Below are 25,666 nucleotides of genomic sequence, written 5' to 3'. Positions count from 1 at the left end.
TTCGGAGGCCCTAGATGTGGTCGACGATCGTGCGTTCCAGACGTTGGAACAGCATCAAGCCAATCAGCATTAATACGATGGTGACACAGATGGAGGTGATGACTGCCCACGCCGGTGGCGCCGCAACACCTCCGCCGAGCAGCGCCCAACGGAATCCCTGCACCAATGGCGTCGTCGGATTGAGAAGATAGTAAAACCTAAATTGCTCTGGAACGAGTTCGATCGGATAGATGATCGGAGATGCAAAATACCACAGCTGTGTAACGAGCGCCAATCCGTGGCGCACGTCGCGGATCAATGCGTCGAGCCCAGTGAGGATCAGACCGATCGCAAGCGCTAAAAGACCCAGCAGGATCAGGTAGCCGAAAGCGACAACCATGTTGAAGGATGGCGGAACGCCGAAAATCACCATCACGCAAAGAAGCAGCAGGAAAAGTACGGCGAGGTCGGAAAGCGAACTGAGCAGGGCCGCGATCGGAGCGAGCAGCCGAGGAAAGTAGATCTTGCTTAGGAGAGCTTGCTGGTCCGCCAAGCTCGTGCTGACACTTGTCAACGAGCGACTGAAAAATTGCCAGCAGGTGATGCCTGCAAGAATATAGACGGGGTACGGTACGCCTTCTGACGGAAACCTCGCGAGATAACCAAAGAAGACAGAATAGATCACCATGGTTGCAAGCGGCTGCAGCAAAATCCAGATGAGGCCGATATAAGACTGCTTATAGCGGGTCTTCACATCTCGCCACACAAAAAGGTAAAGCAGGTATCGATATTCAAACAGCTCGGCAAAATTCACTGACGAGAAACCTTTTCTCGGATGAATTTTCACCACATGCTCATTCATATGTTCCATGCGCCAAAGCCGTCCTTCAATATGCTGTTAGGCAAACAGCTTCGATAGTTCTTGCGTTCGGATATTGTAGTTGTGATCTTGGAGAGTTCGTCTCTGGCCCGCTTGCGCGATCCGCTCCCGCTCGTGATCGTTTTTCTGATAAAACCGTATCAGTTCGGCGCATTCCTCAGCGCTGTCGTAACATACGACTTCTCTTCCAGGCTCGAAGATTTCCGCAATATTCGATTTGCGATCGGTCACGAGGAGCGCACCCATGCCTGTTGCCTCGTAAAGGCGCATGTTATTCGCAAAATTTTCAGCAATGCCGATATGGTTGTTCACCGTTATTTTTGATGAGCCGAGAATATGGAACATTTCCGCACCCCACGCTTCGCCTTTGTGTCGCGGTAGAATAGGCGATGCATTGCTCAACTGGTCCCTGCCGCCGCCCCATATAGCGATGTCGGTGTTTCTGGTCAAATATTCGAGCAACGTCGTTCGATCCGCATGCGCTTCCGAAACACTGCCCACAAATGATACGTCGATATTGCGCTCCACGCGCCCGATCGTATGGAGAACACGCGGATCGAATCCGAGCCTGTTGAGGTGCGCGGGAATGCCTTTCCGTCGGTAGAAGTCGACGAAGTTCGGCAGCGATGAAATCATCATATCGTAAGCCGCATAGCCTTCATTATCAGGCAACGGCGAAGCTATCTGGCCGACGAACTTACCCGCGTGAGGCTTCATCTTCATGAGGAGATCCGAACCCACCTCGCTTACTGACTGATTGAGCACAATATCAGGGCGGAATAGCTTGACCTGCTCAAGTAACATTTCGGCCAGAGACCACCCCTCGACTGGGGTCGCCGGACGAAGCGTGAAGCTTGAGTCTATAAGCTGTCGGGTCGTCGCTGTGGGTAGCAAGCGTCTTGCTGCTCGCGCCCATAGAGAAGGTTTCGAACGGGTGGCTAGGCGAGGAGGAGCATAACCATTTTCCTTCATCCAAGCAGTCTGCATCGTGCCATTGTTGGCATGAACTTCGATCGCCTCATGGCCGCAGTGACGAAATCCGAGCGAATAAGCGTCGAAGACGCCAAAAAGACTTTCGTTGCGCGCTGCCATCTGTTCGGCATAGGAAGCCGAATCCAGATGAGGGTGGTCAGCATAGAACCTGCGCAGAAACACAGGATAATCGGTATTGATAATGAAAACGCGCATGGCCATTCTTTTGAAAGCTTCCGATAGTCATTTAGCACTGGGCCGAAGGTGAAGTCTGCCTGTCCATACCTGCCGCCTTTTCAGTCGACAGATCAATAGATGGCGCCAATCGCTGCCAGAACGGCAAAAATCACAATTGCGAAGATGCCAGTTAATAGACCTGTATAAGGGCCACGAGCCACCTTGCTGGTAAACAGATATCGAGCGGCCAAGGCGAAGATGAAACCGCAAAGGAAGTGGAATGTCAGGTCCCCCAATCCGGCGCCGATATTGTGCGCGATATAGAAAGGATCGCCGGACCCGTCATTGAGCGACATAGCAAGAGCTCGGTCGAAAATTGCCGCTATCGCTGCCGGGATAATTAACCAGCATGACACACGCAGCATGTATTCTCTCCAATCGATAATCGAAATATCAGCATTCGAATTGCCAGTTTCCAGTCGTCGCGACAAGACAGAAGTTCCGCCAGGAACCGCTCTTGCTGGCACTCTTCTGCTCTCTATAAACATTTGATTTCTTTGGTAAAGAGAATTGGCTGAGGAATCTGGATTCTTATACAGTTTCAAGGGCTTATCGGAACGCCTTGAAATTCCCTCTGTTTTCGCATCGCGAACGACCGTGGAGCCGGCTTCGGGCCTTGGCTTTAGGCCTCAGTCAACAGCAGGGACTGGCGGAAATTATTTCCGCACTGGAGGTCCAAGCCAACTGCACACCTACCCCCGCACCTCCCGTGCAACCGTTTTCAATCGGCTGAGATCCTCAAGGTGCTGCGCCATGAAGCGGGACGCCTCCTGGTTCTTTCCGGCAAGGATGAGATCCAGCAGCTGCAAATGCTCGCGGCTTCGCTCGCGAGCACTTTGCCGATCCAGCATCTGGCGATAGTCGATAAGCCTGCGCAGGCGGTCGAGACGTTTCAGCGACTCGATGAAGAAGCTGTTCTGGCAGCACTCGATGATTGCCTCATGCATGCCGCTGTTGAGTTCGAACAGTTTCGCATCCGACACAGTCCAGATGCCGCCGTCCACCAGCCATTGCTGTTCCTCGCGGCAGCGAAGCAGGGTCGGGCGGTTCAGTTTGAAGGTCGGTTCCAGCAGAGCCGCGGGTTCGATCAGGAGACGAAAGCGATAGCTGTCCTCATAGGCTTGCAGCGATGTCAGCACTGGCAGGAAGGCCCAGCCGTTGCCGGGAAGGCGTTCGATCCAGCCTTCATTGGCCATGCGAAGCAGGATCTTCGAGAGACGTCCCTTGGTCAGGTCGTAGCGTCGCAGGAACTCGCTTTCGGTGATTCTCTCCGGCAGCCGGCCATGCAGCCGATCGTCTGCAATCGTGAGATAGATCTTCTCATCTTCTTCCGCGGAGGAAGATTCGAGCGACAGCTTCTGGGCGGCTTCGACGTCGGCAATCATGTACCCCCCGCCATCGCTCTGCTTCAGCACGCCGATGTCGTGCAGCAATTTCATGGCGTTTCTGACGGGCGACCTTGACACCCGGAACTGCTCGGCGAGTTTGCGTTCAACAAGCCGATCCCCTTCTGCCAATTTATCGGTGCGGATATGGGCGACGATCTGGTCCGCCAGGCTGGCGATCAATGGCGTGGTCTGCACGGTTAAACTCCCGATTTCATTCATCTATGCCACAGCGTCGAAACCTCGCCAAGAGAATTTGGTATTTATCGCTTGCAAAATACCACTATCTTGGATACTTGGTATTTAAGAGGAGAAAAAGACCAAAGTCGGTCTGGAGGACTCCAACTTGATCGCAGCTTTCAGCACGCCCGCTACACGGTGGGCGAACGATCTTGCGCGCCCTCCTCCATCTCTCGGAACCATGTGAGGAAAGAAATGACACTCAAGCTTCTCGTGCTGCCAGGCGATGGGATCGGACCGGAAATTACGGCCGCGACCTTGAATGTGTTGAAGGCCGCCGACGCTGCCATCGGACTGCAACTGGAATTCCAGAAGCTCGACATCGGCCTGAAATCCCTGGCAGAGCAGGGCACGACACTGCCTGAAGCCGTTCTGACCGAGGTCCCCAGGGCAGATGGAGTCATTCTCGGCCCGGTGTCTCACTACGAATATCCTGCCCGGGACAAGGGAGGCATCAATCCTTCGGGCGAACTGAGGACGAAGTTCGAGCTGTTTGCCAATGTCCGTCCGTGCCGCTCCCGTGATGGCCTCACGATCCTGCGCAAACCCATGGATCTCGTCATCGTCCGCGAAAACACCGAAGGCTTCTACTCCGACCGCAACATGTTCGCCGGAACGGGGGAGTTCATGCCCGATCCCGACTTGGCTTTTTCAATCCGCAAGGTGACCGCGAAGGCGTCTTCTCGCGTTGCCAAGGCCGCATTCGAAATCGCGCGGGGCCGCCGCAAGAAGGTGACGGCCGTTCATAAGGCCAATGTCGTCAAGCTCTCGGACGGATTGTTCCTTCGGGAGGTCCGGAAGGTTGCCGAGTCCTATCCGGACGTCCAGCTCGAGGAGCTTATTGTCGATGCCGCTGCCGCTCATCTGATCCGCTCCCCCGACAGGTTCGACGTGATCGTCACGACCAACATGTTTGGTGACATCCTGTCCGACGAAGCGTCGGAACTGTCGGGCAGCCTGGGGCTGGGGGGCTCGATCAATGCCGGGGAAGACATCTGCGTGGCCCAGGCCCAGCACGGTTCGGCTCCCGACATTGCGGGCAAGAACGTCGCCAACCCGACGTCGCTCATTCTTTCTGCCGCCATGATGTTCCATTGGCTCGGGCAGCGGCGGAATGACGCCAATCTTCTGCGCGCATCTCAGATGATCGAGAATGCGGTGGAGGCGGTCTTGAGCCGCCCCGTCCTGCGCACCCGCGACCTTGGCGGAACCCTCGACACCGACGCGTTCACGACGAAGGTCGCGGAGGCGATCAGGGCGGAAGCCGCCCCGAGCACAGCGGCCTAGCAGTCGCAAAAGAATTCCCGAAAGGGGCTGGCCGGATTGTGTGCCGGTGATCCTGGAGGAGGGGCTGATCGGCAGTCCCTGGGATCGAATTGCACAAACCATGGATTGGAGGATCTTCCATGAAAACTGTAACCAGACGCGCTTTCACGACGCTGCTTGCGGCAGCGGCGACAGCGGTGCTCGTTCATCAAACGGCGGCGACCGCCCTTGCAGCCGAGCAACTGCAATCTCTTCACATCATGGCTCCGAGCAGTCCCGGCAGCGGCTACGACCAACTCGCCCGTACGGTCCAGACGATCCTTCAGGACCAGAAGCTGACGGGGCCGGTCGAGGTGCAGAACGTTGCCGGCGGCGGTGGCACTGTCGGGCTGTCCCAGTTCGTGACCTCCAAGCCCCGGCACCCGAGCGCGATGGTGATCGGTTTCGCACTGGTCGGCGGCGTCCTGACCACCAAGTCGCCGGTTACCCTCGACCAGACTGTCCCGGTTGCACGGCTGATGGGCGAGGCGGACGCCATCGTCGTACCCGCGAACTCGGACATCAAGACGATGGGCGATCTCGTTGCCCGTCTGAAGGCCGATCCCAGCAAGGTTGCCTGGGCCGGCGGCTCCATCGGCGGCATTGACCACGTTGCGGCCGGTCTTATCGCCAAGACCGTCGGGGTCGATCCGAAGAAGATCAACTACGTCGTCCATGCCGGCGGTGGTGAAGTTCTTGCTTCGACGCTCGGCGGGCACGCAACCGTCGGCATCAGCGGCTATGAGGAGTTCCGCGCCCAGGTCGAGGCCGGAGCGCTCCGCGCCCTTGCCGTCACGGGCGACACGCGCATCCCTGGCGTCGATGTTCCTACCCTGAAGGAAGCGGGCGTCGATCTCGCGGTCATGAACTGGCGGGGGATCATGGCGCATCCGAAGCTGTCGGATAAGGACCGCGAGGATCTCGAAAAGGCGATCGCTTCCATGGTGAAGACGGATCACTGGAAGGCCGCCCTGGAGAAGCGTGGCTGGATCGACACCTACCTGCCGGCCAAGGAGTTCGGCGAGTTTCTTGCCGGGGAGCAGAAGCGCGTCGAGAGCGCTCTGAAGGAGGTCGGGCTCCTCTGACGGGAGCCCACGGCATCGGGAGGTATCATCATGTTGAAATCGGCCAACTTCCGGATCGGTGAAACGGTCCTTGGGCTCGCGACCTTAAGCCTCGGGCTCTTCATTGCGATCGACACGTGGATGACACCTCCCATCGCCGCTCAGGCGGTGATCGGACCGGGCTTGTTTCCAGCCTTGATCGCGGGTGGACTCATTCTCGTCGGTGCCCAGTTGCTCTATGAGGCCATCCTCCGCCGTTTCGAAGCGGAGGAGTTCCTCGAACTCGACTGGAAGGCGGTCATCATCGTCGCTGCGGCCTTTGCGTCGCAACTCATGATCTTGGAGCGGCTCGGCTGGATCCTCTCCGGAACCTTCCTCTTCGCCACGTCCGCGATGGCTTTCGGCAGTCGGTCCCACATTCGTAACATCGTGATCGGCATCGCCCTGAGTTCGGTGACCTACCTCGTATTCGACTACGGCCTCGACCTCGATCTGCCGATGGGCAGCACCATCGAAGACCTCATCATCGCGTTTGGCGGGTCGGTGTGACGCGGGAATCGAAACCCTGAGTTCACGCATATTTCTCATGCCCAAAGGGCGGACTGATCATGGATACATTAGCAGCACTCTTTCACGGCTTCGCCGTCGCGGTAACGCCTTACAATCTGTTCTGGTCTCTCGTCGGAGTGACGCTCGGAACGGCAATTGGGGTTCTGCCAGGAATTGGCCCGGCGCTTACCGTGGCCCTGCTTCTTCCCGTCACCTACGGGCTCGACCCGACCAGCGCCTTCATCATGTTCGCCGGCATCTACTACGGCGCCATGTATGGCGGTTCCACCACCTCGATCCTCCTGAATACACCGGGTGAATCCGCATCGATCGTGACTGCCCTGGACGGCCATGCAATGGCGCGAAAGGGGCGTGGCGCACAGGCCCTGGCGACGGCCGCCATCGGATCGTTCGTTGCCGGGACGATCGCCACGATCGCGCTGACATTCGTTGCGCCGCTGATGGTCAAACTGGCGCTGCTGTTCGGTCCGACCGAGTATTTTGCCTTGATGCTTCTCGCGCTGACGACCGTGACTGCGGTTCTGGGAGATTCGCTTTCGCGGGGACTGGCCAGCCTTCTGTTCGGCTTGGCGCTCGGGTTGGTGGGCATCGACCTGCAAACAGGCCAGGCGCGTTTCACGCTCGGCATATCGGAACTCCTCGATGGAATAGACGTCGTGGTGGTTGCCGTCGGCCTCTTCGCCGTCGGCGAAACACTCTTCACCGTCGCGCGCCATTGTTTCGAGACGGAGGAAATCTACCAGCTCAAGGGATCCAAATGGCTGAGCCGCGAAGACTGGCGCCGGTCCTGGAAGCCATGGCTGCGTGGTACCGCGCTCGGTTTCCCGATTGGCGCCTTGCCCGCCGGCGGAAGCGAGATCCCGACCTTCCTGTCCTATCTCACGGAGAAACGCCTATCGAAGAACCCGGAAGAGTTCGGCCACGGAGCGATTGAGGCGGTGGCGGGACCGGAAGCGGCAAACAATGCGTCGGCCGCCGGCGTTCTTGCTCCGCTGCTTGCTCTCGGGCTGCCGACGTCGGCGACCGCGGCGATCATGCTGGCCGCCTTCCAGCAATACGGCATCCAGCCCGGACCGCTTCTGTTCGATAACAATCCCGAACTGGTCTGGGGCCTGATCGCGAGCCTCTATATCGGAAACGTCATGCTGCTGCTTCTTAACCTGCCGCTCGCGGGTGTGTGGGTGAAGCTTCTGAACATTCCGCGGCCCTGGCTCTATTCCGGCATTCTGCTCTTTGCGACGATGGGTGCCTACACGCTCAACAACAACATTGTCGATGTTGCGATCCTCTGGATCATTGGCCTCGTCGGCTTCGGCATGCGGGTTCTGAACGTACCCGTCGCTCCGTGCATCGTCGGCCTGATCCTTGGACCGCTCGCCGAGCAGCAATTCCGCCGCGCACTGACGATCAGCCAGGGCGATGTAAGTGTCTTCTTCACCCACCCGATTTCGCTGGCGCTGCTGATCGTTGCCGTAACGCTTGTCATTCTCCCGACCATCTATCGCTGGCGTGCCGCGCGCCATGAACGGGAAACGTCTCCAAACGTCTGAGCGAACGCCGCCAGCCAATTCAGGGAGCTTGCTATGTCTACAGTCAAATATTTCCAAGCGGACGAACTGATTGCCTTTGCGAGGAAGGTCTTCGTTGGCACCGGCATGTCCGATGCGGACGCAGCCGTCATCGCTCGGGATCTGGTGAAGGCGAACCTTCGCGGCATCGACTCCCACGGCGTCTCGCGCATTCCAATGTATGTCGAGCGGCTGCAGCGCGGGCTTGTCAATCCGCGCCCTGATGTCACGGTGGAAAAGGTGGCGGGCGCCGTGTCCATCGTCGATGGCAACAACGGCATGGGCTTCATCGCCTCTCACAAGGCGATGGACGAGGCCGTTTCGCTCGCGGGCCGGAACGGCATCGGTCTCGTCGGCGTCCATCGCAGCACGCATTTCGGCATGGGCGCGCTCTATGCTCTGCAGGCAATCGAAGCCGGTTATATCTCGATGATCTTCACCAATTCGTCGCCTGCGATCCCCATGTGGGGCGGCCGAACGACGTTCCTCGGTGCAAGCCCCATCGCCGCCGGAATACCTGGCGGCAAGTATGCACCCTATGTCATGGACATGGCGATGACGGTAATCGCCCGCGGCAAGATTCGCCTTGCGGCCATGAAAGGCGAGGCGATTGCCGAAGGCCTCGCGCTTGATGTCGACGGCAACCCCACGACCGACGCCGCAAAAGCTTTCGAGGGCGTCTGCCTTCCGTTCGGCGGCGTGAAAGGCTCTGTGCTCGCGACGCTGATGGACTTGATGTCCGGAGTGCTCACGGGCGCGAATTTTGGCGGCGACGTGAGGAGCCTCTATTTCGATCACAGCGAACCGCAGAACGTCGGGCATCTGTTCTTTGCCATCAAACCCGACCTGTTCATGTCGCTGGAGAATTTCGAAGCCCGCATGGACGAATTCTACGAGCGCATCAAGAAACTGCCCAGGGCGGCCGGCGTCGACGAGATCATGATGCCTGGCGAACCGGAACAGCGGCGGGAAGAGGAGCGCTCGAAAACCGGTGTTCCGATCACCGCAAATGTCATCGCCGACCTGACGAGGGAAGGCGAGCGTATCGGGGCCGCTTTTCCCCGTGGACGGTCTGAGGGCGAGGCTGCCTGATGCCGCAAAACCGATGGTCAGCCCATATCGGCTATCTCTTTACCGAGCTGCCGCTCTTTGAACGGATTGCGGCTGCGGCAGATGCCGGTTTCACGGCGATCGAGCATCCGCAACCCTTTGCGATTCCCCCGGCGGATATGCGGGCGGAACTGGCACGCTGCGGACTTGTCCTCTCGCAGATGGCGGCTGCCGTCGGCGACGCCAGCCGGGGTGAGAAGGGGCTCGCAGCCATCCCCGGACGGGAGGCGGGCTTTCGTGAGCAATTCGATCGCGCCCTCGACTATGCGATCGCCGTCGATTGTCCTTTTGTGCACCCGATGGCAGGGGTTCCGTCGGCGAGCGACGGCGCTTCCATCGCCAAAACCTATCAGGGCAACCTGGCCTATGCGGTCGAGCGTACGGCAGGCACATCGGTCAAGGTGCTGATCGAGGCGATCAGCGACGCTGCCGTGCCAGGCTATGCCATGTCGACGCTTGAGCATGCCGCCAAGGTTCAGGACATGTTCGGACCGGGCAACATCTCGCTCCTCGTCGATACCTATCATGCCTGTGCGAATGGCGTTGGGCTTGAAGCCTGGATCGCTGCGAACCACTACCGGATCGGCCATATCCACATCGCCGACCACCCCGGCAGGCATGAGCCGGAAACCGGAACCGTTGATTTTGAAGCGCTGCTCAAGCTCCTGCAATCCCAGGCTTTCGAAGGGGCGATCGGCTTCGAATACGTCCCGTCGAAAACCACGGTCGATAGCGCTGCCTTCCTGCCGCGCTGGAAGCAATTCATGGCAGCAAATGCCAAGCAAGAACGCAAATACAGGAGGCCCGAATGATAACGGCGATCAATCCCACGAACGGAAGCGAACTGGCGCGCTATGAGCTCCATGACGACGGCTATGTCGAGGCTGCGCTCTCTGCCGCCGCCGAGGCTCAGAAAACCTGGCGGAAGGTTCCCGTCAGCGAACGGGTTGGCCTCTTGAGCGGGATGGCGAAGGTTCTCCGGGCCAACAAGTCTCGTTATGCGGAAATGATCACCCTCGAAATGGGCAAGCCGATTGTCGAGGCGGAAGCCGAAATCGAGAAGTGCGCCTACAACTGCGATTTCTACGCGGCGCATGCTCCGCAATATCTCGCCGACGAGCCCCTCAAATCCAATGCTTCCGAGAGTGCCGTCGCTTTCGATCCTCTTGGCGTCGTTCTCGCCATCATGCCGTGGAACTACCCTTTCTGGCAGTTCTTCCGGTTTGCCGCGCCGGCCTTTGCCGCCGGCAACGGGGCGATCCTGAAGCATGCCAACAATGTGCCGCAATGCGCGCTTGCGATCGAGGAGGTGATGGCGGAGGCCGGCTGCCCAAGCGGCTTGTTCCGCACGCTTCTGATCGAGCCGGGGAAGGTTGCAGGCCTGATCGAGGACGACCGCATTGCCGCCGTCACCCTGACCGGCTCGACGGAAGTCGGCGCGATCGTTGCTGCGCAGGCAGGCAAAGCGCTGAAGAAGCAAGTGCTTGAACTCGGCGGCTCCGATCCGTTCATCGTCCTTGCTGATGCCGATCTCGAAGAAGCGGCAGCGGTCGCGGTCAAGGCACGCTACATCAATGTCGGCCAGTCCTGCGTCAACGCCAAGCGCTTCATCGTGGAGGAGAGTGTCGCCGATCGGTTCGTCGAGCTGTTCTGTGCCGGCGTTGCCAAGCTGAAGATCGGCGATCCGATGGAACGCGATACCAACATCGGTCCGATGGCGCGCGCCAACCTTATGACGGGCCTCCATGCCCAGGTCGAGAAAACAGTTGCTGCCGGCGCCACGCTGACCATGGGCGGAAAGCCGCTGGAAGGCGAGGGTTTCTACTATCCGCCGACCGTTCTCGATCGCGTAACGCCCGAGATGACCGCGTTCCGGGAAGAAACCTTCGGGCCGGTTGCCGCCATCGTTCGGGTGAAGACTGCCGCAGAAGCGATCCGCCTCGCAAACCAGACGGAATTCGGGCTTGGCTCGGCGATCTGGAGCCGCGACGTCAAGCGTGCCCGTGAGCTCGCCCGCGATCTCGATGCGGGTGCCGTCTTCATCAACGGTATGGTGGCGTCCGATCCCCGCTATCCCTTCGGCGGGATCAAGCGGTCCGGATACGGCCGTGAACTCGGCGTCTACGGGATCCGGGAATTCGTGAACATCAAGACCATCTGGATCGGTCCGGCCAGCGCCGCAAAATAAGGAATGACAATTATGACCTCATCGGCCCAGCCTGCAATTCTGCGCCCCCGCGACCTGAAGACGAACGACCGCGGCGGTGGCGCGCGCACGACTCCGCTCGTCACGCGCAAATGCGGCTCGACCAGCATGATCAACGGTATCACCGCCTTTGATCCGGGGGCCGCCATCGGCTTGCACAAGCACAATTGCGAAGAGAGCGTCATGGTCATCGAGGGGCAGGCGATCGCGGAGATCGATGGTATCAGGCATCACCTCGATACCAACGATACGACGTGGATTCCTGCCAACGTCCCGCATCGTTTCATCAACGCCACGGATAAGCCGATGCGGATCTTCTGGATCTATGCATCGATCGACGCAACGCGAACCATGATCGCGACGGGTGAGGAACGCGCCATCGATGCCGAACACGGTCATCAGGCAGGAACGGGCCAATGATTCTTGAAGTTGCCGAGATCACCGTGAAGACTGGCAGCGAGCGGTTGTTCGAGGAGGGTGTCGGCAAGGCCGCGCCGCTATTCCTGCGCGCCAAGGGATGCCACGGCCTATCCCTCCATCGGGTCGTCCAGACGCCATCAATCTATCGCCTCGTGGTGAAATGGGAGACGGTCGACGACCACGTTGTCGACTTCCGCAATTCCGACGATTTCCAGGAATGGCGCAAACTTGTCGGTCCGTACTTCGACGGCCCGCCGAGCGTCACCCATTCGGAATGCACCGCTTTCTATGGCTGATCACGCATAGGAAACGCGCTGCGGCCGCAGCTTTGCCCTGACCCTACCGATCGCTGCTTTGGCGAGCCCGACGTCAAAACCGCGGATGCCTGAACGCGATCCGATACGATTGAAAATCAAGGAATTAAGGGGATTCAGAGAGAATTGGCTGGGGAACCTGGATTCGAACCAAGATCGACGGAGTCAGAGTCCGCTGTTCTACCATTGAACTATTCCCCAGCAGGCAAACCGGCGGGCGGTTCGGCTGGTGTGCGGCGCTTATAAACAAAAGCCTGAGGATTGCAAATACCTGTTTTGAAAAAAATCCGGTGCTGCAAGGGACCCGGGCAACTTATCCGCAAATCCCTTGTCCAAAAAAGAATTTGGCGATTTCGGCGGGCGCTGATATCTTTGCGGCAACGCAAAAATCGAATGAGCGCCAGCTGCATACCTTTGGGACTTGCGCGGCGCGATGGAAAACGAACGTGGAAGACCCCGAAGGCGGCGCCAAGCCGCAATTTGACGGGGCGTCGGCGGTAGGGCGCAGGGACGGCAAGAAGTCCAGGCGCCGCAAGGGCAAGCGTGGCGGGCAAACCCGCAGCGCGGCTCATCCCGCTTCGCATGAGCTTTCCGGCAATGCCGGACAGTCTGCGCGCCCGATAGAGGATGCAGCCGGGAATCCGGCCCGCAAGCGAAAGCGCCGCCGCCGTGGCGGACAAGGCGTTGCGCAGGACGGTTCACTTCAGCCCCATGCGATGGAACAGGCGGCCGCGGCAGGTCACTCCGGCCGGGTCGATGGCGATTCGGTGCCGAGCCGGCGCAACCGCCGCAAGCATCGCGGCAAGCGCGGCCTGCAGGGCCGGCCGCTGGCGCCGGCAAAGCCTTCGCTGCAGCGTGAAAGCCATATGGAGCAGACGGCGCGCAGTGTCGAGCCGCGCGAAACGCCGAATGGCGCGAGCGTGATCCGCAAGGGCCGTCAGGATGGTGACGTTCGTCCCGGTCGCGACGGCGATCGCCAGGCCGGCGAGCATGCGTGGCCGGAGGAGCTCTACGCCGCGCTCGATCTCGGCACGAACAATTGCCGTCTCCTTATCGCTCAGCCGACCCGCCCGGGGCAGTTCCGCGTCGTCGATGCTTTCTCGCGTATCGTCCGTCTCGGCGAAGGCCTTGCGGCGAGCGGCCGTCTGTCGGACGACGCGATGGACCGGGCGATCGAAGCCTTGAGGATCTGCGCCTCCAAGCTGAGGAATCGGGAAATCCGGCGCATGCGGCTGATCGCCACCGAAGCCTGCCGTCAGGCGATCAATGGCGAGGAGTTTCTCCGCCGGGTCGTCGCCGAAACCGGTCTTGCGCTCGAAATCATCGACCGCGAAACGGAAGCGCGGCTTGCCGTTTCCGGCTGCTCGTCGCTCGTCGGGCGGGAGACACGCTCCGTCGTGCTTTTCGATATCGGCGGCGGCTCGTCGGAAATCGCCGTCATCCGTATCGGCGACAATCGCTTCAGCCGGCTGGCCAATCACATCACCCACTGGACTTCGCTGCCGGTCGGCGTCGTGACGCTGTCGGAGCGCCACGGCGGACGCGACGTGACGCCGGAGCTCTTCGAAGGCATGGTGCGTGAGGTCGAAGGCATGCTCGGTGGTTTCGACTGCCCGGAGATCGAGATCGCCCAGAGCGGCGATTTTCACCTGATCGGCACGTCGGGCACGGTCACGACGCTCGCCGGCGTCCATCTCGACCTGCCGCGTTATGACCGGCGCAAGGTCGACGGCATCTGGCTGTCCGATGGCGAGGTCTCAGCCATGCAGGCAAAACTGCTCTCCTGGGATTTCGCAAGCCGCGCCGCCAATCCCTGCATAGGGCCCGATCGCGCCGACCTCGTGCTTGCCGGCTGCGCCATCCTCGAGGCGATCCGCCGCCGCTGGCCGAGCCCGCGCATGCGTGTTGCCGATCGCGGCTTGAGGGAAGGCCTGCTGACCGACATGATGGCCGATGACGGTGTGTGGCGGCGCAATCGCAATCGCCGCGGCCAGCGGGCTAGATAGGGGAAGGCATGACCAAGGCACCGATCGCGGGAAACCGCACCGGCCGCAAGCTCGGCCAGCGCGTCAAGAACAAGAAGATGAAGGCGTCCTCCCGCCAGTGGCTGCAGCGCCACATCAACGATCCCTATGTGCAGCGCGCCCAGCTTGAGGGCTATCGCGCCCGCGCCGCCTTCAAGCTGCTGGAGATCGACGAGAAATACCATATCCTGCGCGGCGCCAAGCGCATCATCGATCTCGGGGCTGCTCCCGGCAGCTGGTCGCAGATCGCCGCCAAGGTCACCGGCTCGACGGATGAGGATATCCGCGTGGCCGCGATCGACTTTCTCGAAATGGCCCAGCTGCCGGGCGTGAAGTTCCTGCAGCTCGATTTCCTCGACCCGACGGCGCCGGAAAAGCTGATGGAGGCCGTCGGCGGCACGCCCGATCTCGTCATATCGGACATGGCGGCACCCACCACCGGCCATCACCGCACCGACCATCTGCGCACAATGCACCTCTGCGAGGTGGCGGCCCATTTCGCCATCGAGGTGCTGGGGGAGGGCGGACATTTCCTCACCAAGACCTTCCAGGGCGGCACCGAGCGCGAACTGCTCGCCATGCTGAAGCAGAATTTCCGCCAGGTCGTCCATGTCAAGCCGAACTCGTCTCGCGCCGAATCGGTCGAGATGTTCCTGCTCGCCAAGGGCTTCAAAGGCCGCAAGGCGGAAGGCGAAGAGCCGGAAGCCTGATTTTCTGGCCTATTTTACTGCCGGCTGCTCTGCTTCACCAGCCGATGCCGCCATGCGCCTCGAGCGGTGGCCGGAAACGACCGCCCCGGCATTGCCGTCCATCTTGAAGAAGGGAATGGTCGCAACGACCGTCAGTCCGGCGATGATGTAGAAGGCGAGGTGGAAATCGGCCACCTGCAACGCCTCGCCGCGGAAATAGATCGAGGTTTCCAGGATCGCGGCTGCGACCGCGACGCCGAGCGCCAGGCTGATCTGCTGCATCACCGAACTCATCGATGTCGCCTGGCTGGCTTCGGCATCGTCGATCTCGGCGAAAGCAAGCGCATTGACGCCGGTGAACATGAAGGAGCGGGAGAAGCCGCCAAGAAGCAGCACGCCGATGATGACGAGATGCGGGGTTGCCGGCGTGAAGAAGCCGGTGATGACGGTCACTCCGGTCGTCACCATGGCGGCGCAGATAAGCGTCGTGCGGAAGCCGGTGGCGGCGAAGACGCGCTTGGCCATGAACTTCGTCGTGATCGCACCGATCGCCCCGGCAAAGGTGATGAGGCCGGATTGGAACGGCGTCAGTCCGAAGCCGAGCTGCAGCATCAGCGGCGTGAGGAACGGCATGGCCCCAACGCAGATCCGAAAGAGATTGCCGCCCGTGGTCGAGGCCCGGAAGGTCGGATTCCTGAACAGGTTGAGGTTGAGGATCGGCGCCGGGTGACGCCTGGCATGGCCGACATAGAGGAAGCCGCTGGCAAGGCCGATCAAGGTGGCGGTGATGCCGATCATCGGGGGTAGGGCCGGCAGGCTGACCACCGACAGGCCGAAGACGACGCCTGCGGCCGCAAGCGAGGTGAGCACGAAGCCGGTGAGATCGAGCTTCGGCGGCGCCGTCGCTTCCACCTCCGGCAGGAAGATCGTCGCAAGCCAGATGCCGATGATGCCGACCGGAACGTTGATCAAAAAGATCCAGTGCCAGCTGAAATAGGTGGTGATGAAGCCGCCGAGCGGCGGGCCGGTGAGCGGGCCGACGAGCGCCGGAATGGTCAGCAGCGCCATGGCCGAGACGAGGTCGCTGCGCTGCGTGGTGCGCACGAGGACGAGGCGGCCGACCGGCGTCATCATCGCCCCGCCCATGCCCTGCAGGAAGCGGGCGAAGACGAATTCGACAAGGTTGGACGAGACGGCGCAAAAGATCGAGCCGACGACGAAGACGGAGATGGCAAGGCGGAAGATCTTCTTGGCGCCGAACCTGTCGGCCATCCAGCCGCTGACCGGAATGAACACGGCGAGCGCCACCATGTAGGAGGTCAGCGCCAGCTTCAGCGTGATCGGTCCGACATGGAGATCCCTAGCGATCGCCGGCAGCGCCGTCGAAATCACGGTGGAATCCATCTGCTCCATGAAGAGGGCGACGGCGAGAATCAGCGGGACGATGCGGTTCATAGGGGAGCCTTGATAGGCCGCGGATTGGATCAGGAAAGGTGCTTGCTGTGTAGTCCCACTTCCAAAGCCTGCCAATCCTTCAATCTGCCTGGATGACACGTTTGGTTCACGTCTGCGTGAGATGGCTTGTCCGACATTCTCGCCTGTCAAGATTGACATATGTTTGCTTGGCCGGGGCAGGGCCCCCGGCTGGCGAATTGTCGGGGCAGTGTGGCGAGACGCCGCGCATCATAGGGGAGTGGATATGGCAATTTCAACGCGAATGAAGCGACGCACGCTTTTTGCCGCAGGCCTCGGCTTGCTGGCGGCGCCGATGATTTTAAGACAGAAGGCCGAAGCGGCCGCGACTGGAGAAAGCAGCAATATGAATGCAGCGCCTTTGCCTGAAATCAATCAATTCAAGCTCGGTTCCTATAAGCTCACCGTCGTACGCGACGGCATCAACATTTCCGAAAAGCCCTATGAGACCTTCGGCACCAATCAGGATCCCGAAACCGTCAAGACTTTGCTGACCACCAACTTCCTGCCGGCCGACAAGTTCGTGAACGGCTATTCGCCGGCTCTCATCGACACCGGTTCGGATGTCATTCTCGTCGATACCGGCTTCGGCGCCGGCGGCCGCGCGCGCGGGGCTGGCCAGCTTGCCGAGGGACTGAAAGCCGCCGGATATTCGGCAGACGACGTCACCATCGTCGCGCTCACCCATCTGCATGGCGACCATATCGGCGGGCTGATGGAAAACGGCGCACCGGCCTTCAAGAATGCCCGCTATGTCATCGGCCAGGCCGAATATGATTTCTGGTCGAACAAGGCGCGCGAAGGCACGCCGGCCGAAGGCGGCCACAAGGCCGTGCTCGCCAATGTGACGCCGCTCGTCGAAAAAGCCACCTTCATCAAGGATGGCGACAGCGTCGCGTCCGGCATGACGGCGATGCTGGCTGCCGGTCACAGCCCCGGGCATATGGTGTTCCATGTCGAATCGGAAGGAAAGCGCCTGGTGCTGACCGGCGATACGGCCAACCACTATATCCTGTCGCTGCTGCGCCCGGATTGGGAAGTGCGCTTCGATATGGACAAGGCGCAGGCCGCAACCGCCCGCCGCAAGGTTTTCGACATGATTGCCACCGATAAGATCGCCTTTCTCGGCTACCACATGCCGTTCCCGGCGGTCGGCTTCGCCGAGAAGCAGGAGACCGGCTATCGTTTCGTGCCGAAGACCTATCAGTTCGACATCTGATCGACCGCATGTCGCCTGGAAGTGTGCGGCGGTAGAGCGTCGCATCGACCAAGTTTGACGCGATGCGCTTTGGATGCATGGCACCCATGACGAGCCCGGCGCACATGCCGGGCTTTTTGCTATTTCCTTCCTGTCATAGACGTGTTACCAGCCCTCGCCAACTTCCAAGCAACTCATGCACACCGCCGGGGCGGACGATTCGTTTCCGGGACGGGTTGCATTTTTCTTAACTGAAGGAATTTGGCGATGGCACGCATCATAGAAACGGCAACCGGCGCGGACGCGCTCACCTTCGACGACGTGCTGCTGCAGCCCGGTCACTCCGAGGTCATGCCCGGCCAGACGAATATCGCAACCCGCATCGCCCGCGACTTCGACCTCAACATCCCGATCCTCTCTTCGGCCATGGACACCGTCACCGAAAGCCGGCTGGCGATCGCCATGGCCCAGGCCGGCGGCCTCGGCGTCATCCACCGCAACCTGACGCCGGTCGAGCAGGCCGAAGAGGTCCGCCAGGTGAAGAAGTTCGAAAGCGGCATGGTCGTCAATCCCGTCACCATCGGTCCGGAGGCGAAGCTCGCCGAAGCGCTGGGCCTGATGAAGTCGCACGGCATTTCGGGCATTCCCGTCGTCGAAAAGTCCGGCCGCCTCGTCGGCATCCTCACCAACCGCGACGTCCGCTTCGCCTCCGATCCGGAGCAGAAGATCCACGAGCTGATGACCAAGGACAATCTGGTCACCGTCAAGGAAAACGTCGACCAGCAGGAAGCCAAGCGCCTGCTGCATTCGCATCGCATCGAAAAGCTGCTGGTGGTCGACACCGAAGGCCGTTGCGTCGGCCTCATCACCGTCAAGGACATCGAGAAGTCGCAGTTGAACCCGAACGCCTCCAAGGATGCGCAGGGCAGGCTTCGCGCCGCCGCCGCCATCAGCGTCGGCGATGACGGCTTCGAGCGCGCCGAGCGGCTGATCGAGGCCGGCGTCGATCTTCTGGTCGTCGATACCGCCCATGGCCATTCGCAGCGCGTTCTCGACGCCGTCACCCGGGTGAAGAAGCTTTCCAACTCGGTCAGGATCATGGCCGGCAATGTCGCCACCTATGACGGCACGAGGGCGCTGATCGATGCCGGAGCTGACGCCGTCAAGGTCGGCATCGGCCCGGGCTCGATCTGCACGACGCGCATCGTCGCCGGCGTCGGCGTTCCTCAGCTCGCCGCCATCATGTCGGCGGTTCAGGCCGCACAGGATCAGGATGTGCCCGTCATCGCCGATGGCGGCATCAAGTTCTCCGGCGACCTTGCCAAGGCGATCGCCGCCGGTGCTTCCGCCGTCATGATCGGCTCGCTGCTGGCCGGCACCGATGAGAGCCCGGGCGAGGTCTATCTCTACCAGGGCCGCTCCTTCAAGGCCTATCGCGGCATGGGCTCCGTCGGCGCCATGGCCCGCGGCTCGGCCGACCGTTATTTCCAGGCGGAAGTGCGCGACACGCTGAAGCTCGTGCCGGAGGGTATCGAAGGCCAGGTGCCGTACAAGGGGCCGGTCTCGGCCGTCGTCCACCAGCTCGCGGGCGGCCTCAAGGCGGCCATGGGCTATGTCGGCGGCAAGGACATCAAGGATTTCCAGGGACGCGCCACTTTCGTGCGCATCTCCGGCGCCGGTCTTCGCGAAAGCCACGCCCATGACGTGACGATCACCCGCGAAAGCCCGAACTATCCGGGCGCCGGTCTCTGACATGAAGGCGGGCAGCGGGATTCCCCTCTGGGTGGTCGCGCTGCTCGCAGCTCTCTGCCTTGCCGTGCTCGCCTGGACGACCTTCGGCTTCGTCGTGCCCTTCAAGCACGAAACCGGGCAGGCGGTGCTGGACACCTATTTCGCCGGTTACGACGAGTCGGCCGTCTTCCATATGCAGAAGCTGCTGGATGAGAACGAGACGGCGGCGAGACTGCTGAGCGCCATGTATTTCGGGCCGGAGCTGATCTTTCCGGCCTTGCTGACGGCGCTGCTGTTCCTCGCCTTCCTGAGGCTCGGGCCTGTCGATGCCTGGTTTGGACGATCGCTGCCCCCGCTCGTCGGTCGCGCGGTCTATCTGCTGCCGTTCGTCTACGGCATCGCCGACTACGGCGAGAATATCTCAAGTCTGATCGCCTTCGGCGACAGTCCTTCCGCAGGCCTCGCCGCGCAGCTGCTGCCATGGATGACACGGCTGAAATTCGCGTGCCTCGCCATCTCGTTCATCGTCCTTGTCAGGCTTGCCATCGGCCGTTGGCTGTCGCCGGGCCGAGATTGAAGCAGCTATCAGCTCCTCTGCCGCCAAACCGGCTTTGACAGTCTCGCCATCATGAAATCGGAAAGGACCTCGAGCTTCGCTGGCCGGCTCCGAGCCGAAGGTGTGACGAAATACAGTGCGCCGGTCGGCAGCGTCCAGTCGGGAAGGATTGGCGTCAGCTGGCCGTCGATGAGATAGTCGTGCGCGAGAAATTCGGGCAGTTCGATGATCCCGAGGCCCCGTAACGCCATTGGCACCAATGCTTGCGAGTTGGTGGCCCTGAGAGGGCCGCTTGGCACGATGACCTCCTCTTTGCCTTCATTGTTGCGCAGACGCCAGACGTCCTGTCGCGCCCTGTAGGCGTATCCGAGGCAATGGTCAGCCGCCAGTTCGCGGGGATGTCCCGGTACGCCGTAGCGATCGAGGTATGCGGGTGCAGCGAGAATGAAGCGATCCACCGGCGTCAGCCTGCGCGCGACCAATGACGAATCCGGCAGCACCGCGATTCTAAGTGCCGCATCGAAGCCGTCTCCCACGATATCGACGACGGCGTCGCTCATGTGCAGGTCGATGGAAATCTCCGGAAAGAGCTCGAAAAAGTCAGGCAGGATCGGGGCCAGCCAGCGTGTCCCGAAGTCCATCGGCGCGGCAAGCCTGATGAGCCCCTTCGGCCGGGTCGCAAGCTCCCGGGCGGCGTCCTCCGCCATCTCTGCCTCAGCATAGATCCGTGCGGCGCTGTCGACCAGTCGCAGGCCGAAATCGGTCAAAGCGAGCTGCCGCGAGGTGCGATTGAAGAGCCTTGCGCCCAGCCTCTGCTCAAGACGGCTTATGGCTCGCGAAACGGTCGGAACCGATACGCCGAGCGTCTGCGCGGCCCGCACGAAAGAACGCTCCTCGGCGACCTTTGCGAACATCGCCAGTCCCTCGAAATCGGGAAACTTGGTCATTTCATTCCTGAAACAATGGCTTTCAATTCTTTCTATTCCGAAACGATAGCCTCGTCCATATCTCAGCTTCAGTCGAACCAAAAGGAGACGACAATGACACAACGATTGAATGCGAAGATTGCGGTTATCACCGGTGCCACTTCCGGCATTGGCCTTGCAGCGGCTAAGCGCTTCGTGGCTGAGGGCGCACGGGTTTTTATCACGGGCCGTCGCAAGGATGTTCTCGATGCAGCAATCGCTGAGATCGGCGGCGGAGTTGTGGGAATTCAGGCTGATTCAGCCAACCTCGCCGACCTTGATCGCGTCTATGAGAAGGTGAAGGCAGAGGCCGGGAGAGTTGATGTGCTCTTCGTCAACGCAGGTGGCGGCTCCATGTTGCCCCTCGGCGAAATCACGGAAGAGCAGTATGACGACACGTTCGATCGGAACGTGAAGGGGGTTCTCTTTACGGTGCAGAAGGCCTTGCCACTGCTCTCGCAGGGATCATCGGTCATCCTGACGGGGTCGACTGCAGGCTCCACCGGCACACCCGCCTTCAGCGTTTACGCGGCATCGAAAGCCGCCTTGCGCAGCTTTGCGCGCAACTGGATCCTCGACTTGAAGGATCGCGGCATTCGGATCAACACGCTCAGTCCCGGCCCGACGGAAACGACCGGACTGGTCGAGTTGGCGGGTAAGGACCCGGCCCAACAGCAGGGTTTGCTCGCTGCCCTGGCGGCGCAGGTACCAATGGGCAGGGTCGGCCGTGCCGAGGAGGTTGCCGCTGCCGCACTCTTCCTCGCCTCGGATGATTCCAGCTTCGTTACCGGTGCCGAACTCTTCGTGGATGGCGGCAGCGCCCAGGTGTGAAACCAATATCCGGTTTGCGGTTACACAGCGGCGAGCCGCTGGCATCCGCTTTTCCTTTCCGCTAATGCTGCCGACAACATGCGGAAGCGGAAAGGAAGCAGCGACCATGACCGGCTATGAAATCTTCTGGCCACTCATCGCCCATGTGGCCCTGGTCTACGGTCTCTATGCGCTTCTTGGGCTTCGTCGCGCAAAAATGGTCCGCGCCGGCGGCATCGCGAAATCCGATTACCGCGAAAATCGCGGCGAGCCCGCCGAAAGCCTGGTCGTCAAGAACTGCCTGGCCAACCAGTTCGAATTGCCTGTGCTCTTCTACGCCTGCTGTGTTCTTCTCTATGTCACCGAGGCCGATAATCTTGTTTGCGTCTGCCTCGCCTGGCTCTTCGTCGCCCTGCGTTACGCGCATGCCGGCGTGCATGTCACCAGCAACGACTTGCGCTACCGCAGCCCGCTCTTCGCCGCCGGCTATGTTGCGCTGGCCGCCATGTGGGGCTGGTTGGCTGTTTGGATGGCGATGGGCTGACGCTCGCCGAGCTCCTGAACGGTTCCTTGGATTGGAATCGATTTAGCAGGGAAATTACACAAGAATTCAAGATGTTGCAGCGTGGGTTCTGCCTCCGCAAAGACACGCGGCGTCGTGGTCGAAGAATAATTTCAGGAACATGGTTACTAATATTTAAATTGATTCGTCTATTTCTGCGCGAGCGAAGTGTGGTGAGGACGATTTGCGAGCGAAGACGGGCGAGAAGACAGGCGGGGCGCCAATCCATCGGATGGCCACGCTTAGACTTGCGGGATCAGCCAGCAGCGTGGCTCTGGCGCTGATGCTGGCGGCAGAGCCGGCATGGGCGCAGCAGGTCATCGGTGGCAACGATACGGAGATTGTCGACGGCAACGATCCGAGCGGAACCGGTCCGGGCACGCAGCCAAGTCCATGGACGATCAATAACGATCTCCTCGTAGGCGAGCAAAGCGGCGACGACGCGGCCCTCATCATCCGCAATGGCGGCGATGTCAGCAATGATTTCGGCGTGCTCGGCGTCGATCCGGGCGCGGCCGGCACGGTAACGGTGACGGGGCCGGGCTCCACATGGACTAGTTCCGACGACCTCTATGTCGGCCATGAGGGCACCGGCACGCTCAGCATCGAAGATGGCGGCGTGGTCGAAAATGCCTTCGGCTATGTCGGCTATTTCTCCGGCGCGAGCGGTACGGTCACGGTCACCGGCGCAGGTTCGACCTGGACCAGCTCCCAGGACATCACTATCGGCGATAGCGGCGCCGGCACGCTGACCATCTCGAACGGCGGGACGGTCAACAGCGCCTCCGGTTATATCAGCAACGATTCCAGCGCCGTCGGCGCGGTGATCGTCACGGGCGCGAATTCGGTCTGGAACAATTCCACCTATGTCTCGGTCGGCGAGGCGGGGACAGGAACGCTGACCATTTCGAATGGCGGCTCCGTCACCGGCAGCGAAGGCTATGTCGGCTACAGTTCTGTCGGCAGCGGCGTGGTGAGCGTGACCGGAACGGGGTCGAATTGGATCAGCTCAGGCGCACTCTTTGTCGGCGAATTCGGCACAGGCGGCGTCACGATCGGCGATGGCGGCCTGGTGTCTGCGTCCGAGGTGGTTATCGCCGACGATTCCGGTGCCACGGGAACGGTGGAGATTGACGGAAGTGCCGGAAGCGGGCGCGGCGTCCTGGAAACCGGTTACGTCGAGAGAGGGGCCGGTGACGCAAACCTCGTTTTCGACGGCGGTATTTTGCGCGCAACGGGCAACGAGGCGAATTTCCTGCGCAGCTTCGGCGCCGGAGAGGTCACGATCGACGCCGGCGGCGCCTTTATCGATACCAACGGTTTTGCCGTCGGTATCGCCGCCGATCTGCAAGGCACGGGCGGCCTTACCAAGCAGGGCACGGGTACGCTGACGCTTTCCGGCACCAACATCTATACCGGCGTGACGACGGTGGATGCCGGCAGGCTGCTGGCGGGCAGCGCCGGCGCCTTCGTGCAGAATAGCGCCTATGCGGTCAATGGCGGCATACTCGATCTCGGCGGCTTCGATCTGACGATGGCGGAGCTTTCCGGAAGCGGCGGCGAGGTCGCGATCGGCAGCGCCGATCTCACGATCGATCAGGCAAGCGACAGCACCTATGGCGGCATATTCTCCGGCAGCGGCGATTTCACCAAGCTCGGCAGCGGCACCTTGCTCCTGACCGGCAACAGTTCGGGCTTTGCCGGCACCACGACCGTGTCGGACGGCCGTCTGATCGTCAATGGCAGCCTTGGCGGCATCCTGACGATGACGGGCGGCAGACTGGGCGGCTCGGGGTCCATTGGGACGCTGAACATCGGCGCGGGCGTCACCGTTGCGCCCGGCAACTCCATCGGAACATTGACTGTCGGCGGCAACCTCACTTTCGATCCAAGCTCCACCTATGAGGTCGAGGTCGATCCCGGCGGCACCGCCAGCGATTTCATCTCGGTCGCCGGCACCGCGCTTTTGAACGGCGCCACCGTCACCCATGTCGGGATGAATGGCAACTACAAGCCCTTCTCCACCTATACCATCCTGACCGCTGCCGGCGGGATCAGCGGCACGTTCGGCGCCGTCACTTCCAACTATGCCTTCCTGGCAGCCGACCTCTCCTATGACCTGAACAACGTCTATCTGGAGATCGCGCGCAACGACGTGAGCTTCACCGACATGGCGGCGACGCGCAACCAGATTGCCGCGGCGGGGGCTGCCGAGCAGCTCGGAACCGGCAACGACATTTACGACGCGATCGTCACATTGCCGGACGACGAGTCGGAGATTCAGGCGAGCTTCGATGCGCTTTCCGGCGAAATCCATGCCTCGATCAAGACGGGGCTGATCACCCAGAGCCTCTTTGTCCGCGAGGCCGCCAATGAGCGCCTGCGCTCCGCTTTCGGTGATCCCGGTGCTGCTGCGGTCCCGATACAGGCCTTCTGGCCCGGCGGTCCGGAACTGATCGCCGCCGATACGCCCGAAGGGCCGGTGTTCTGGAGCACGGCCTTTGGCGGCCTGAGCGAGGCATCCACGGATGGCAACGCCGCCACGCTGCGCCATCAGACCGGCGGGTTTCTGGCCGGCGTAGACACCAGCTTCGATGACGTCAGGCTCGGCCTGATGGCGGGCTACAGCAACTCAGGCTTCGACCCGCGCCACCGCGCCTCGTCGGGATCGAGCGACGATTATCATCTCGGCCTCTATGCCGGCACGCAGTGGGGCAATCTCGCTTTCCGCTCCGGCCTTGCCCATACCTGGCACGAGATCGAGACAAGCCGCCGCGTCGTGATCGGAAGCTTCGAGGACAGGCTCGATGCGAGCTATAGCGCCGGCACGCTGCAGGCCTTCGCCGAGCTCGGCTATCGCTTCGATACGGCGGCGGCCTCCTTCGAGCCTTTCGTCAATCTCGCTCACGTGGCGGTTCGCACGGCGGGCTTTACCGAAGAGGGCGGGGCGGCCGCGCTCGACAGTTCGAGCCGCACGACCAACACCACCGTCGCCACGCTTGGCCTGCATGCCGAGATGGATATTCGCCTGGGCGGGACGAATGCCACCCTGCGCGGCATGTCGGGCTGGCGGCATGCGGCCGGCGATACCGTTCCGCTGGCGACGCATGCTTTTGCGGGAGGCGACGACTTCACGGTCGCCGGCATCCCGGTGGCGCGCAACGCCTTCATCCTCGCTGCCGGGCTCGACTTCGACCTCAACCCAAACTCCGCCCTCGGTATTGCCTATTCCGGCCAGATCGCCGAGGGCGCGCAGCAGCATGGCGTCAAAGCGACGCTGTCGGTGAAGTTCTAACATCCGCTGACCTGCATTCATGGCGACGGAGGGGAAGCGGCAGGTTGCCGGGCGCGGCGGCCTCAATCGGCCCACGGATGAAATTATCCAGCAATTTTAAAGTGCTACGGCGT

The 25,666-nt window shown here is 61.2% G+C and carries 23 protein-coding genes and 1 tRNA gene; 17 read left to right on the top strand and 7 right to left on the bottom strand.

Annotated features, from left to right (window positions below; translation table 11 throughout):
- Nucleotides 1–10: 10 nt before the first annotated feature.
- From CO670_RS02440 to CO670_RS02425, 4 genes are all read right to left on the bottom strand, one after another.
- Nucleotides 11–850: an ABC transporter permease gene (locus CO670_RS02440; protein ID WP_097588820.1), complete on the bottom strand. Its 840-nt coding sequence runs from the start codon at nucleotides 848–850 to the stop codon at nucleotides 11–13.
- A gap of 27 nt (nucleotides 851–877) precedes the next feature.
- The gene (locus CO670_RS02435; protein ID WP_097588819.1) at nucleotides 878–2,053 is read right to left on the bottom strand and encodes a glycosyltransferase; all 1,176 of its coding nucleotides are present in this window, start codon (nucleotides 2,051–2,053) and stop codon (nucleotides 878–880) included.
- 86 nt (nucleotides 2,054–2,139) lie between these two features.
- A complete protein-coding gene (locus tag CO670_RS32435) occupies nucleotides 2,140–2,613 on the bottom strand; it encodes a hypothetical protein (RefSeq protein WP_141502216.1) in 474 nt (157 codons plus the stop codon).
- A 147-nt stretch (nucleotides 2,614–2,760) separates the two neighbouring features.
- Nucleotides 2,761–3,675 carry a GntR family transcriptional regulator gene (locus tag CO670_RS02425; RefSeq protein ID WP_097588817.1) on the bottom strand — a complete coding sequence of 305 codons (915 nt, stop codon included), beginning with the start codon at nucleotides 3,673–3,675 and terminating at the stop codon, nucleotides 2,761–2,763.
- Between the two features lie 48 nt (nucleotides 3,676–3,723).
- Here CO670_RS02425 and CO670_RS02420 point away from each other — a divergent pair, with 48 nt between their 5' ends.
- From CO670_RS02420 to CO670_RS02380, 9 genes are all read left to right on the top strand, one after another.
- Nucleotides 3,724–4,980, top strand: coding sequence for an isocitrate/isopropylmalate dehydrogenase family protein (locus CO670_RS02420; RefSeq protein WP_348628100.1), 1,257 nt, complete (start codon nucleotides 3,724–3,726; stop codon nucleotides 4,978–4,980).
- Between the two features lie 119 nt (nucleotides 4,981–5,099).
- Nucleotides 5,100–6,083 carry a tripartite tricarboxylate transporter substrate-binding protein gene (locus tag CO670_RS02415; RefSeq protein ID WP_097588815.1) on the top strand — a complete coding sequence of 328 codons (984 nt, stop codon included), beginning with the start codon at nucleotides 5,100–5,102 and terminating at the stop codon, nucleotides 6,081–6,083.
- A 30-nt stretch (nucleotides 6,084–6,113) separates the two neighbouring features.
- Entirely contained in the window at nucleotides 6,114–6,611 is a 498-nt protein-coding gene (locus tag CO670_RS02410) for a tripartite tricarboxylate transporter TctB family protein (RefSeq protein ID WP_097588814.1), read from the top strand.
- Between the two features lie 59 nt (nucleotides 6,612–6,670).
- The gene (locus tag CO670_RS02405) at nucleotides 6,671–8,182 is read left to right on the top strand and encodes a tripartite tricarboxylate transporter permease (RefSeq protein ID WP_097588813.1); all 1,512 of its coding nucleotides are present in this window, start codon (nucleotides 6,671–6,673) and stop codon (nucleotides 8,180–8,182) included.
- A 33-nt stretch (nucleotides 8,183–8,215) separates the two neighbouring features.
- A complete protein-coding gene (locus CO670_RS02400) occupies nucleotides 8,216–9,292 on the top strand; it encodes an Ldh family oxidoreductase (RefSeq protein WP_097588812.1) in 1,077 nt (358 codons plus the stop codon).
- The gene (locus CO670_RS02395; RefSeq protein ID WP_097588811.1) at nucleotides 9,292–10,122 is read left to right on the top strand and encodes a TIM barrel protein; all 831 of its coding nucleotides are present in this window, start codon (nucleotides 9,292–9,294) and stop codon (nucleotides 10,120–10,122) included. The genes CO670_RS02400 and CO670_RS02395 overlap by 1 nt, the downstream gene beginning before the upstream one ends.
- Nucleotides 10,119–11,498 (top strand): NAD-dependent succinate-semialdehyde dehydrogenase, encoded by a 1,380-nt coding sequence (locus tag CO670_RS02390; protein ID WP_097588810.1) that lies wholly within the window; start codon nucleotides 10,119–10,121, stop codon nucleotides 11,496–11,498. The genes CO670_RS02395 and CO670_RS02390 overlap by 4 nt, the downstream gene beginning before the upstream one ends.
- Nucleotides 11,499–11,510: 12 nt before the next feature.
- Nucleotides 11,511–11,936, top strand: a complete 426-nt coding sequence (locus CO670_RS02385; protein ID WP_097588809.1) for a cupin domain-containing protein — start codon at nucleotides 11,511–11,513, stop codon at nucleotides 11,934–11,936.
- Nucleotides 11,933–12,232 carry an antibiotic biosynthesis monooxygenase family protein gene (locus CO670_RS02380; RefSeq protein ID WP_097588808.1) on the top strand — a complete coding sequence of 100 codons (300 nt, stop codon included), beginning with the start codon at nucleotides 11,933–11,935 and terminating at the stop codon, nucleotides 12,230–12,232. The genes CO670_RS02385 and CO670_RS02380 overlap by 4 nt, the downstream gene beginning before the upstream one ends.
- 145 nt (nucleotides 12,233–12,377) lie before the next feature.
- Here CO670_RS02380 and CO670_RS02375 read toward each other — a convergent pair.
- A tRNA-Gln gene (locus tag CO670_RS02375) sits at nucleotides 12,378–12,451 on the bottom strand.
- Nucleotides 12,452–12,696: 245 nt separating this feature from the next.
- On the opposite strand from CO670_RS02375, the gene CO670_RS02370 reads away from it, so the two are divergent.
- Nucleotides 12,697–14,256, top strand: coding sequence for a Ppx/GppA phosphatase family protein (locus CO670_RS02370; RefSeq protein ID WP_097588807.1), 1,560 nt, complete (start codon nucleotides 12,697–12,699; stop codon nucleotides 14,254–14,256).
- 8 nt (nucleotides 14,257–14,264) lie between these two features.
- Nucleotides 14,265–14,984, top strand: coding sequence for an RlmE family RNA methyltransferase (locus CO670_RS02365; RefSeq protein WP_097588806.1), 720 nt, complete (start codon nucleotides 14,265–14,267; stop codon nucleotides 14,982–14,984).
- Nucleotides 14,985–14,993: 9 nt separating this feature from the next.
- Here the strand turns inward: CO670_RS02365 and CO670_RS02360 are convergent, their stop codons facing one another.
- Nucleotides 14,994–16,418, bottom strand: a complete 1,425-nt coding sequence (locus CO670_RS02360; RefSeq protein WP_097588805.1) for an MFS transporter — start codon at nucleotides 16,416–16,418, stop codon at nucleotides 14,994–14,996.
- Between the two features lie 244 nt (nucleotides 16,419–16,662).
- On the opposite strand from CO670_RS02360, the gene CO670_RS02355 reads away from it, so the two are divergent.
- The 3 genes from CO670_RS02355 to CO670_RS02345 all read left to right on the top strand — a co-directional run bounded on the left by CO670_RS02355 (nucleotide 16,663) and on the right by CO670_RS02345 (nucleotide 19,942).
- Nucleotides 16,663–17,655: an MBL fold metallo-hydrolase gene (locus CO670_RS02355; protein ID WP_097588804.1), complete on the top strand. Its 993-nt coding sequence runs from the start codon at nucleotides 16,663–16,665 to the stop codon at nucleotides 17,653–17,655.
- A 246-nt stretch (nucleotides 17,656–17,901) separates the two neighbouring features.
- The gene (gene guaB / locus CO670_RS02350; RefSeq protein WP_097588803.1) at nucleotides 17,902–19,386 is read left to right on the top strand and encodes an IMP dehydrogenase; all 1,485 of its coding nucleotides are present in this window, start codon (nucleotides 17,902–17,904) and stop codon (nucleotides 19,384–19,386) included.
- 1 nt (nucleotide 19,387) lies between these two features.
- Complete coding sequence (locus CO670_RS02345; protein ID WP_097588802.1) at nucleotides 19,388–19,942, top strand: hypothetical protein; 555 nt, start codon at nucleotides 19,388–19,390, stop codon at nucleotides 19,940–19,942.
- An 8-nt stretch (nucleotides 19,943–19,950) separates the two neighbouring features.
- Here the strand turns inward: CO670_RS02345 and CO670_RS02340 are convergent, their stop codons facing one another.
- Nucleotides 19,951–20,868: a LysR family transcriptional regulator gene (locus CO670_RS02340; RefSeq protein ID WP_097588801.1), complete on the bottom strand. Its 918-nt coding sequence runs from the start codon at nucleotides 20,866–20,868 to the stop codon at nucleotides 19,951–19,953.
- Between the two features lie 93 nt (nucleotides 20,869–20,961).
- Between CO670_RS02340 and CO670_RS02335 the strand changes: the two genes are divergently transcribed.
- From CO670_RS02335 to CO670_RS02325, 3 genes are all read left to right on the top strand, one after another.
- The gene (locus CO670_RS02335; protein ID WP_097588998.1) at nucleotides 20,962–21,717 is read left to right on the top strand and encodes an SDR family oxidoreductase; all 756 of its coding nucleotides are present in this window, start codon (nucleotides 20,962–20,964) and stop codon (nucleotides 21,715–21,717) included.
- A gap of 106 nt (nucleotides 21,718–21,823) precedes the next feature.
- Nucleotides 21,824–22,240, top strand: a complete 417-nt coding sequence (locus CO670_RS02330; RefSeq protein ID WP_097588800.1) for an MAPEG family protein — start codon at nucleotides 21,824–21,826, stop codon at nucleotides 22,238–22,240.
- 250 nt (nucleotides 22,241–22,490) lie between these two features.
- Complete coding sequence (locus CO670_RS02325) at nucleotides 22,491–25,553, top strand: autotransporter domain-containing protein (RefSeq protein ID WP_097588799.1); 3,063 nt, start codon at nucleotides 22,491–22,493, stop codon at nucleotides 25,551–25,553.
- Nucleotides 25,554–25,666 lie beyond the last annotated feature (113 nt).

Source organism: Rhizobium sp. J15 (assembly GCF_002531825.1).
Classification (GTDB): domain Bacteria; phylum Pseudomonadota; class Alphaproteobacteria; order Rhizobiales; family Rhizobiaceae; genus Rhizobium.
This window is presented reverse-complemented; position numbering and strand designations above follow the sequence as displayed.